Below are 10,529 nucleotides of genomic sequence, written 5' to 3'. Positions count from 1 at the left end.
GAACACTCAGAAATTACATTGATAAATAAATCGTTTTGGCGATTCGTTACCATTGCGTTGTTAGCCGTGGCTTTCAACATGAGTATTCACACAGATTGCATGATTAAATTGTTAAAGAACATTGACTGGGTTGCTTTCGCTTCACCCCGTCAGGGCTGCGCATTCTACGCTAGCCGATTTGAAAGTCAATCGTTAATTTGCATTAAATCTTCGATTTTTCTTTCTGGTTGAAACCGAAGCTTCGAACCACCTGATGTTACGTTGCGCCTTGCGCTGTGCCGTCTCAGTGGTTGCGCATTATAGGGAGATTCGATTTCAGCGCAAGGCTTTTTTCACGAATTATTTAATTTCAAGTTTGTTTGCTCAAATAACAAACTCAACGGTTATTTTTTGTGCTCCAGACCTCTATTTTCAACACAATATTCAGACTATTGTTAAAAAATTGGAAACAGCTTCAAGCTTATGCTTCATTTAATTGCTAGATTACACCTGACACTTAATGGCTCTCGCTTTCTTTATTTGAGCTGTCATTGTCTCAAGCACAATTTGAAACATCTTATTACAATTATATTTTATTATCAGGGGTTCAATTAAACATGAAATCGTCCAACACACTGGGTTTGTCTGTGTTGTTTTCTCTTGCATTAGCAGGCGTAGGTTTTGTTATAGCCTACTTTTTACAACTCGACTCTGCATTAACATTCGCTATTGGTATTGCCGTAGGTGGCCTAGCGGTTACCTTTCTACCAAGCAAGACTTCTTCAACCGAAGAAAGTTTCACTACTAAAACATTATATGTAGGTAACTTGCCTTACCGCGCTAATGAAGCTTCCGTGCGTCAATTATTTTCTGAACACGGTCGCGTTGTATCCGTACGCCTAATGAAGGATAAGCAAACAGGAAAACGCCGTGGTTTTGGCTTTGTTGAAATGCCAGATAGCGACGCGGATGCCGCAATTGAAGCGCTAAATGAAAAAGAGTTCCAGCAGCGTACTCTCAAGGTGCGCGAAGCCAATGAACGAACTAGCCGTGACAATGAAAATGAGTCTGGCGAATAAATCTATTTAAACAATAAATGATTGTAACGGACTAAAACCCAGTTGCGCTAAAGCGGGATTTAGTTCGTTAGTTTCTTGATTTAATAAACTACAGTAAATATCCAATTCTGCATTGTCCGCTCCACCTTTGATTAATGAAGCTACTCGTTTAGCTATCGCCACGCCAGAATCAATCAACTCAACATCGTCACCCAGCACTCGCTTTAGCTCTTCTGCGAGTAATGGAAAATGCGTACAACCCAACACGATCCGATCGGGTTTAACGTCCGCTAGTAGCCAAGGCGCTAAAATTGCCGCGAGTGAGTCTAAGTCAATAGGCTTCATGCGTAACTTTTGCTCTGCTAGTTTGACCAACTCACTTGAACCGATCCGTAATACGGTTTTATCAGCAGCAAAGTTGCGAACTAAAGTGTCGGTATAAGAGCGAGCAACGGTACCGGGCGTAGCCAATAGACCTATGCAGTTGTTCTTTGTCGTCATCGCCGCAGGTTTGATAGCAGGCACAACGCCAACCACCGGAATAGACAAAATTTGCCGCAGCGGTTCAAGCACTAAGGTGCTAGCAGTATTACAAGCAATGACCACCAATTCAGAGCCAAACTCATTGACTGCTTTAGCCAAAAGAGAACAAACGCGCTCTATCAACACTTGATCATCTAACTCGCCATACGGAAAATACTGATTATCAAATAAGTAGGTCATAGAAACAGTCGGCAATTGCTTTTGTAACTCAGCAAATATCGATAAGCCACCTACACCTGAATCAAAAATTAAAATACTCAAAGAGAATAACCAGCTACTAAAATTATCCTAATTGTCACTTTTTTTACTATTAACCTGCAAGCGCCGAACTAAATTAGTCACGGCTTTACTGGACAAACATGACACGCCCGTTAGAATTTGCCTTTTTCTACGCTGCACTATTGAGGTCGCCATGTCTTGTCCGTTTATCCAACCTGAAATTTACCAACAGCAGCTGGAATCAAAAGCAGTCCAACTCACCGCGCAGTTTACTCCATTTAATCCGCCATCATTAGAAGTGTTTGACTCTCCGGTGCAGCACTATCGTAGTCGCTGTGAATTTCGGGTATGGCACGAAGGCGATGACCTTTATTACATCATGTTTGATCAAGCGACCAAAGCTAAGATCCGTGTTGATCAATTTGGTCCAGGAAGTGAGCTGATTAATCGGTTGATGCCAGAGTTAATAGAGCAGATAAAAAGCAGCACCGTGCTGCGTTACAAGCTATTTCAAATTGATTTTCTTTCGACCTTAAGCGGTGAAGTACTCGTCAGCCTGCTATATCACAAGCAACTTGATGACGAATGGCAAACGCAAGCAGAACAACTCAAACAACGTCTGAACGAAAACTACCCGCTCAATCTAATCGGTCGCGCACGAAAGCAGAAAGAGTGCCTAGATAAAGAGTATGTGATTGAAAAGCTAACGGTGCATCAACGGACGCTCACCTATAAGCAAGTAGAAAACAGCTTTACCCAGCCTAATGCCAAGGTGGCTGAAAAAATGTTGGAATGGGCGGTGGAATGTACTCGTGGCAATGAAGGCGATCTACTCGAACTTTACTGCGGCAATGGTAACTTCTCGCTCGCTTTAGCGGAAAACTTCAATCGTGTACTCGCGACTGAGATAGCTAAACCATCGGTAGAGTCGGCGCAATTCAACATTGCTGCCAACAATATTGATAACGTCACAATTATTCGTATGTCAGCAGAAGAGTTCACTCAGGCAATGCAGGGGCAGCGCGAATTCTCTCGTTTAAAAGGGATTGATTTAGCCAGTTACCAATGTAATACCATCTTTGTTGATCCACCGCGCTCAGGCCTCGATGACGAAACCGTAAAAATGGTGCAAGGGTATGACAACATCCTTTATATTAGCTGTAACCCTGACACCTTGGCAGATAACCTTAAGGTGCTTGGTCAAACGCATAAAATTACGCGTTTTGCGCTATTTGACCAGTTCCCCTATACCCACCATATGGAGTCGGGTGTGTATTTACAACGTATCTAGTCATAGCGAAACCAGTCGCCATCACGGCGGCTGGCATATGAAAGCCTATTTATAAGCGTTTACTGTATACTTCTTCATCCACATCTTGAACGTCTACCGAGACACTCCCGATAAAATCAACCGACTCCGTTAAGGTGCGACAAAGTAACTGGCTAAGTTGATACTTTTCTTTTGAGGTTCGTCCCTTCAATAACGAAACGGTTAGATGAATGAACTGTGCTTCTCCTTCCAAATCACCGATGCGGTAATACGGAAAGGGCTGCGCTCGGCTTTTGATGGCGCTTGCAGTAAAATAACCACAGCCCTTAGCGGCATCATGTACAGCATTTAATATCGTAGCAATATCATGAGATGATTCTAAATCTTGTGCATACTCCATCACCAAATGTGGCATGTTAGCCTCCTAAATTTCAGCAAGTTAGCTTATGTACTATTTTGAGTGTATCTCAGAATAGCTAACTAACAAGATGAAAAAAGGTGATTCAATTACCAAGATTTGCTTTGTTTGAGTTGCAAAAAAACTAATAACTAAAATAAGAAATTAAGCCCTATTATTTGTCAACCAACAACGAAAAGTGCAAAGGTTTTCACTAGCTAAGTCATTACAACAAATCAAAAATGATAACAATATGACTAAACAACAGCGGCTTGATATGAGCCCAATACTTTAACCTGATAAGAAGCATTAATTTGTTCAATCGCGGCAGCAATATTAGCTTGCTCACAATGGCCTTCAATGTCGATAAAGAAGTGGTATTTACCTAGTTGGGATTTGGTTGGCCGCGACATAATCGATGTCATATTGATCCTACGATCGGACAAGGCAGTAACAATGCTTCCTAGCACGCCCGGTTTATCATGATCATCTCTAACCACTAAGGTTGTTTTATAAGCGAGGGCGGGATTTATTTTTTGCGGGTACTTACCCAATACTAAAAAGCGAGTTTGGTTATGAGCAAAGTCGGTCACATTGTCGATTTTAAAACAATCACTACGCCAATCATTTAACACGTGCTGTGGGACGACCGCTGCAGCGGGCTCTTTTGATCCTTCAAGAGAGTTTAACGACTCCATGTTACTTTGAGTATTATGGATCGTAATTCCTTGTAAGCTTTCGATAAACTCAGAGCACTGACCGTGAGCCACAAATTGAACAAATAAAGAGCGCACTTCAGCAAGGCTTTGGCAGTTAGTAACCAATGCAAACTTAATAGGTAATAGAATTTCATCTCGAATGAACAGATCTGTCGCCATTAGCCCATCCAGCACCACCTGAACATAACCTTCTGACAAGTTCTCAATAGGTAAAACCCCCCAATCGGCTTCGTTGCCGATGGCATTGAATGCGGTTTTTAGAGTGGGGAAATAGGAGACTTTGCTACTTAGCCCCTGCGCAGACAAGTAACGCTGGGTCGCCATATCGGAAAAGGTATCTTTAGGGCCTAGGGTCGCAACTACACTCATGCAAAGTCTCGCTTTAAAATACTGAGCAGGGAATTTACATTATCTTGACTGGAGCGTCACCTACTCTAATGTCTTAGGGTGATTTACGGCAATAAAAAAGCCTGAGTAAATCAGGCTTTTTTATTGCACATAAGTTTACACTTATATATCCATTACATCTTTTAGTTTTTTCAGCGCGTTATTTTCTAACTGACGAATACGCTCAGCTGATACTTGGTATAAATTTGCCAGTTCTTGTAATGTGGCTTTATCTTCCGTTAACCAGCGCGATTGTAAAATATGCTGACTTCGGTCATCTAGTTGTGACATCGCCGCTGTTAACTTAGCAGAGGCATGACTTTCATAATCATCATGCTCAAATTGCGCCGCTAAATTAGAAGACTTATCCTCAAGGTAATGCATTGGCGCGAAATTATCATCATCGTCATCATTACCTAAATCAAAAGCTTGATCCTGAGCGCTAAGACGCGACTCCATCTCCATCACTTCTTTTTCCGACACACCTAAGGATTCAGCAACATTGCGTACTTCTTCCTGGTTAAACCAGCCAATACGCTTCTTCGACTTACGCAAATTGAAGAAAAGTTTCCGCTGAGCTTTGGTTGTCGCCACTTTTACTACACGCCAATTGCGTAATACGTATTCGTGTATTTCAGCTTTAATCCAATGCACAGCAAAAGAAACCAAGCGTACACCGACACTGGGATCAAAGCGCTTAACAGCTTTCATCAGGCCAATATTGCCTTCTTGAATTAAATCAGCTTGAGGTAAACCATAACCTGAGTAACTTTTTGCTATGTGCACGACAAAACGCAAGTGAGACATAACGAGCTTACGCGCGGATTCTAAATTACCTTCATAGAACAATTCTTCCGCATAACGTTTCTCTTCTTCAGCACTCAGAACAGAAAATTGATTAACTGACTGAACATAACCTTCAATGCTTCCTTGAGGAACCAGTGCCATTGAATAATCTGTACTCATTAGTAACCTTTCTTTGTAAATATGGGTAACGCTTTCTAAAACCTGACGACCTGATAAAGCGCAGTAAGTTGACAGAATATAGGGAATCGTCAAAGAATATGCAAGTTTCCAACTTGTGGAGTGGGTGACAAGCTTGCTTTTAAATGGGAGGGGTACGAAGTAGGAGCAGAATAAGATCTCAACCCTAATGAATTAATAAGGCTTTCGACCATCACATGCTGACTTTTAATAACTAATACCTTTTCTGTCGTTAATTGCACTTGCGCAGTCAATTGCTTTAACAAAGATTTACCAACACCTTGCTCGCGATAGCCAGAGCGCACATATAAACAGCGGATGTCCAATTCATTTAAGCTAGCAACTCGATAAGAAATACAACCTATAGCATCACCATTATTACGCGCAATCAGCAGCTGGTAGTCACCAAGTAGAAAATCATCAAGTACTGACTGAGAGGTATTGGCTTCTGAGTCAAGCTCATTCAGTAACAGCTGTGCAACAGGAGAAAAAAGAGAGACATCTTCAAATGAAAGCGATAACGACATGATTATTCCCTATGATGAAGTGTAAAGCACCTTAAGGTTAACTGATAAAAAAGGGTGACACAAGTCACAAAACATTTTTAACTTAAATTACTAACAATAAACTCAAAAAACGACAAAAATGCTTTCTCGCAGAATAAATACCAATCATGACGTTATGATGATCACATATAAATCCCCACTTATATATGGACGTCGATGTTAGCAAATTAGGGCTCAATCAAGTGAATATGACGCTTAACGGTAACAAAGGAGGATATAAGTCCAAGCAAGGATGCAAGGCCTATCATAAATAAGAACTCACTGAAGGATAAACCTAACAATCTAAAGTCACTTTGATACAAGCCAGCGACTTTAATTACCGCAGATTCCATCCACAAAACCAGCGAACTCGTTAACACCCAAGCGATCATTCCACCAATCAAACCATACCAAAGACCCGTATATAAAAAGGGGCGATGGATAAAAGAGTCGGTGGCCCCTACCAATTTCATTACTTCGATCTCAGTGCGACGATTAAGTATATTAAGGCGGATGGTGTTACCAACAATAAGCAGAACGGAGGCAAGCAATAAGAAGGCTATTGCAACAACTGAATCCACCGCAAGGTTAATAATACTGTGTAGACGCTCTAGCCACTCTATATCTAACTTTCCTTGCTCAACTTCTTTTTCCTGTTGTAGCTTAGCGAGCAACAATTTTGCCCCAGCCGGTGAGGCATATTGTGGTTTAGGAGTCACCTGAACCACAGCTGGTAAAGGGTTGGTATCAAGATAATCGAGCGCATTACCAAAGCCAGACATCTCTCTAAATTCAGCCACCGCCTGCTCTTTCGAAATATAAGTCACCGCATCAACTTCATTATATAAACTAATTCGTTGAATAAAGTTCTGCGTGGTTTTATCAGATAGGCCAGGCTGCAAAAACAAACTCACTTCAGCGGCATTATCCCAGCTTGCAGTGACTCGCTCTGCATTTTTAAGTAGTAGATGAAAGCTTGCAGGCAATGCCAAGCTGATTCCCAAAACGGCCATGGTCATCAATGATGCCATTGGCGTACGCCATAACTCACCCAAGCTGCCTACTGCTTGTTGAAAATGGTTCACCCAATACATCAAAAAGCGTTTATGTAACGGAACCTTAGTAATACGAGGAGAGGGGTTTAAAATATTACGCATGACCTTCCCCCAATAAACCATCACTACTCATTTTACCGTTTTTGAGGGTTAAGGTTCGATAGCGCATTTTAGCGATAAGGCCTAAATCATGAGTCGCAATCAAAACAGAAACCCCAACACTATTAAAGGCTTCAAATAGTTTTAATATCTCAGTTGACAGTTTGGGGTCGAGGTTACCTGTTGGCTCGTCGGCGAGCAACAATGGCGGTTTGTTCACGACCGCCCGTGCGATACCAACGCGTTGTTGCTCACCACCAGAAAGGTGAACCGGAATACAAAAGGCCTTGTCTGATAAGCCAACCTTGTCTAAAGCCGCCATGACCCGACGCTCTATCTCATTACGGCCATACCCTTCAATGACTAACGGAAGCGCGACATTTTCAAATACCGTTTTATCCATCAATAAGCGGTGATCTTGAAAAATAATACCTATATGTCGACGCAAGTAAGGCACATGGCGACGGGATACACGGCTAATATCATTGCCATTAAGAAAAATTTTGCCGTCCGAAGGACGCTCCAAAAGACTAATAAGTTTGAGCAAGGTACTTTTCCCAGCACCAGAGTGACCCGTTAAAAAAGCCATTTCACCTTGTTTTAGGTGAAAATCAACCTTCTGCAGGGCTTGGTGACTGCCGGAATATACTTTACTAACTTGCTCAAATTTTATCATGTTGGTCTTCTATCCTTAGCTCTCAAGCGATGATTCAAACTACGACATTAATCCTGTTGTTCACGGCTAAATAAAGCTTCTATAAACTCTTCTGCGTCAAATGGACGAAGATCGTCAATCCCCTCGCCGACCCCGATATAACGAATGGGGATACCGAACTTATCTGCCACGGCAAAAATAATCCCGCCTTTTGCAGTACCATCTAATTTAGTTAAGGTGATACCTGTCACCCCGACAGCATCATTAAATAGCTGAGCTTGGCTAATGGCGTTTTGACCTGTGCCCGCGTCAATCGTCAACATAATTTCATGCGGAGCAGTTTCATCTTTTTTCTTCATCACTCGAACGACTTTTTTCAGCTCTTCCATCAAGTGATTTTTGTTTTGCAAGCGTCCCGCAGTATCCGCAATCAAAACATCAATATTGCGTGCTTTTGCAGCCTCTAAAGCGTCAAATAATACCGAAGCGCTATCGGCTCCCGTATGTTGCGCAATAACAGGAATATTATTACGCTCACCCCAAACTTGTAGTTGCTCAACTGCAGCAGCACGGAATGTATCGCCAGCAGCCAGCATAACTGACTTACCTTCACGCTGATATTGCTTAGCTAGCTTACCTATGGTTGTTGTTTTACCTACGCCATTAACCCCTACCATCAAGATCACATAAGGTGACTTTTCTGTATCAATTTCAAGAGGTTTATTTACCTTATACAACATATCAGACATATCTTGTTTAAGTAAATCATATAAGGCTTCAGCATCTTTTAACTGCTTACGGCTAGCTTGAGAAGTTAATTTTTTGATAATACCAGTAGTCGTTTCCACGCCAAGATCAGCGACCAACAACTGCTCTTCTAATTCGTCAAAAAGATCATCATCTATTTTTTTACCACTGAATAAACCAAAAAAACCGCTACCGATATTTTGTTTAGTGCGACTTAAGCTATTTTTCAAACGAGAGAAAAAACTAGGCTTTTTCTCCTTTTTATTCTCTTTACTTACCTCTGCGGCTACACGCGCTTCTTCAGCCGCTTGTGCCTCTGCCGCTAAACGTGCTTCTTCGGCAGCTTGCGCTTCCGCCGCTAAGCGGGCGTCTTCAGCGGCTTGAGCCTCTGCCACTAAACGTGCTTCTTCGGCCGCTTGTGCTTCCGCCGCTAAACGGGCTTCTTCGGCCGCTTGTGCCTCTGCCGCTAAACGTGCTTCTTCGGCCGCTTGTGCCTCTGCCGCTAAACGGGCTTCTTCGGCGGCTTGAGCCTCTGCCGCTAAACGGGCGTCTTCGGCGGCTTGAGCCTCTGCCGCTAAACGGGCGTCTTCGGCGGCTTGCGCTTCCGCCGCTAAACGTGCTTCTTCGGCGGCTTGCGCTTCCGCCGCTAAACGGGCGTCTTCGGCGGCTTGAGCCTCTGCCGCTAAACGCGCTTCTTCAGCCGCTTGTGCTTCCGCCGCTAAACGGGCGCCTTCTGCTGCTTGTGCTTCCGCAGCTATACGAGCATCTTCAGCGGCTTGAGCCTCTGCCGCTAAACGAGTCTCTTCAGCGGCTTGTACTTTCGCATCTGATTCGTCGGGTACTGTAGAGGGTGAATCTACAACTTCAGGCGCTTGCTCTGCCTCTTTCTTGCCAAATCCTAACCAGGAAAATAAACCTTTCTTCTTCGCCATTTGTGTAAAACCTTACCCGATATGAGAATGCCTGTTAAAATACAGACCATTATATTGCGTGTATTTTAACACCTAATGGCCGGACTAAAAATTACAATGGGCACAAATCAAAGGCTTAGATCGAAACAAAAAGCAATAAATCCTACTAAAGACGGACAAATTCGGATTATTGCCGGGCAATGGCGCGGACGTAAGCTTCCGGTTAAAGATCTTGAAGGGCTCAGACCAACAACGGATCGAGTAAAAGAAACTGTTTTTAACTGGTTAGCCATGGATATACGTGAAGCAAACTGTCTTGATTGCTTTAGCGGCAGCGGTAGCTTGGCTTTCGAGGCTTTATCTCGCTATGCATCTACAGCCGTACTTATTGAAAAAGATAAGCTAGCAGCAAAACAATTAGAAACAAACTTAGCCGCAGTGAAAGCCAGCAATGGCAAAGTAGTATGCACAGACAGTCTTGCATACCTTAGTAAACCAGCTAATCAACAATTCGACATTGTATTTGTCGATCCACCGTTCAGAAAAGGGTTACTAGAACCCTGCTGTGAACAACTAGAATCGAACAACTGGCTGAGTATGAATGCGTTGATCTACATTGAGCGCGAAAAAGAATTAACTCAACCGAAACTACCTTTCAACTGGCAACTTATTAAAGATAAAACGGCAGGTCAGGTGATTTATCAGGTTTATCAACGCCAAGCTTAAGAATAGCAAATATAGCCAACAAACCACTTTCGAGTGGTTTGTTGTGCCTTGATACGGGGTTTTCTGGGATTGTCGGGAGGAGTGCGGCAGTTTTTTGGTTTTCTAGAAACGTAAAAAAGCCCGACTCTTTCGAATCGGGCTTTCTACTGCTCATAATGAGCCTAATTGGCGCTTGGCGGTGTCCTACTCTCACATGGGGAAACCCCACACTACCATCGGCGCTGCTGCGTTTCAC

Annotated in this window: 11 protein-coding genes and 1 pseudogene; 3 read left to right on the top strand and 9 right to left on the bottom strand. The window is 42.9% G+C overall.

The features are described 5' to 3' along the window. The first annotated feature begins 596 nt into the window (after nucleotides 1–596). Nucleotides 597–1,058 carry an RNA recognition motif domain-containing protein gene (locus tag K6Y31_RS21510; protein WP_233055088.1) on the top strand — a complete coding sequence of 154 codons (462 nt, stop codon included), beginning with the start codon at nucleotides 597–599 and terminating at the stop codon, nucleotides 1,056–1,058. Between the two features lie 6 nt (nucleotides 1,059–1,064). On the opposite strand, the gene murI is transcribed toward K6Y31_RS21510, so the two are convergent. Then, the gene (murI, locus tag K6Y31_RS21505) at nucleotides 1,065–1,841 is read right to left on the bottom strand and encodes a glutamate racemase (RefSeq protein WP_233055087.1); all 777 of its coding nucleotides are present in this window, start codon (nucleotides 1,839–1,841) and stop codon (nucleotides 1,065–1,067) included. Nucleotides 1,842–1,992: 151 nt separating this feature from the next. Here murI and trmA point away from each other — a divergent pair, with 151 nt between their 5' ends. Continuing rightward, the gene (gene trmA / locus K6Y31_RS21500; protein WP_233055086.1) at nucleotides 1,993–3,090 is read left to right on the top strand and encodes a tRNA (uridine(54)-C5)-methyltransferase TrmA; all 1,098 of its coding nucleotides are present in this window, start codon (nucleotides 1,993–1,995) and stop codon (nucleotides 3,088–3,090) included. Between the two features lie 49 nt (nucleotides 3,091–3,139). On the opposite strand, the gene K6Y31_RS21495 is transcribed toward trmA, so the two are convergent. From K6Y31_RS21495 to ftsY, 7 genes are all read right to left on the bottom strand, one after another. Continuing rightward, nucleotides 3,140–3,484 carry a 5-carboxymethyl-2-hydroxymuconate Delta-isomerase gene (locus K6Y31_RS21495; RefSeq protein ID WP_233055085.1) on the bottom strand — a complete coding sequence of 115 codons (345 nt, stop codon included), beginning with the start codon at nucleotides 3,482–3,484 and terminating at the stop codon, nucleotides 3,140–3,142. 239 nt (nucleotides 3,485–3,723) lie between these two features. Beyond that, nucleotides 3,724–4,554 (bottom strand): prephenate dehydratase, encoded by an 831-nt coding sequence (locus tag K6Y31_RS21490; protein WP_233055084.1) that lies wholly within the window; start codon nucleotides 4,552–4,554, stop codon nucleotides 3,724–3,726. 141 nt (nucleotides 4,555–4,695) lie between these two features. Then, complete coding sequence (gene rpoH, locus K6Y31_RS21485) at nucleotides 4,696–5,538, bottom strand: RNA polymerase sigma factor RpoH (protein WP_233055083.1); 843 nt, start codon at nucleotides 5,536–5,538, stop codon at nucleotides 4,696–4,698. Between the two features lie 89 nt (nucleotides 5,539–5,627). Continuing rightward, on the bottom strand, nucleotides 5,628–6,083 hold the full coding sequence (locus K6Y31_RS21480; RefSeq protein WP_233055082.1) for a GNAT family N-acetyltransferase: 456 nt from the start codon (nucleotides 6,081–6,083) through the stop codon (nucleotides 5,628–5,630). A 206-nt stretch (nucleotides 6,084–6,289) separates the two neighbouring features. After that, nucleotides 6,290–7,258 (bottom strand): permease-like cell division protein FtsX, encoded by a 969-nt coding sequence (gene ftsX, locus K6Y31_RS21475; RefSeq protein WP_233055081.1) that lies wholly within the window; start codon nucleotides 7,256–7,258, stop codon nucleotides 6,290–6,292. Continuing rightward, a complete protein-coding gene (ftsE, locus tag K6Y31_RS21470; RefSeq protein WP_232804166.1) occupies nucleotides 7,251–7,931 on the bottom strand; it encodes a cell division ATP-binding protein FtsE in 681 nt (226 codons plus the stop codon). The genes ftsX and ftsE overlap by 8 nt, the downstream gene beginning before the upstream one ends. 47 nt (nucleotides 7,932–7,978) lie before the next feature. Next, a complete protein-coding gene (ftsY, locus tag K6Y31_RS21465) occupies nucleotides 7,979–9,589 on the bottom strand; it encodes a signal recognition particle-docking protein FtsY (RefSeq protein ID WP_233055080.1) in 1,611 nt (536 codons plus the stop codon). A 96-nt stretch (nucleotides 9,590–9,685) separates the two neighbouring features. Between ftsY and rsmD the strand changes: the two genes are divergently transcribed. Then, nucleotides 9,686–10,294: a 16S rRNA (guanine(966)-N(2))-methyltransferase RsmD gene (rsmD, locus tag K6Y31_RS21460; protein ID WP_233055079.1), complete on the top strand. Its 609-nt coding sequence runs from the start codon at nucleotides 9,686–9,688 to the stop codon at nucleotides 10,292–10,294. Here rsmD and K6Y31_RS21455 read toward each other — a convergent pair. Next, nucleotides 10,239–10,529, bottom strand: a pseudogene (locus K6Y31_RS21455) (hypothetical protein); the annotation flags it as partial. The gene rsmD and the pseudogene K6Y31_RS21455 overlap by 56 nt on opposite strands.

It is taken from the genome of Motilimonas cestriensis, assembly GCF_021295315.1.
GTDB classification, from domain to species: Bacteria; Pseudomonadota; Gammaproteobacteria; order Enterobacterales; family CBDFNC01; genus Motilimonas; species Motilimonas cestriensis.
Note: the sequence above shows the minus strand (reverse complement) of the source record. Positions and strands in the feature narration are given on the sequence as shown.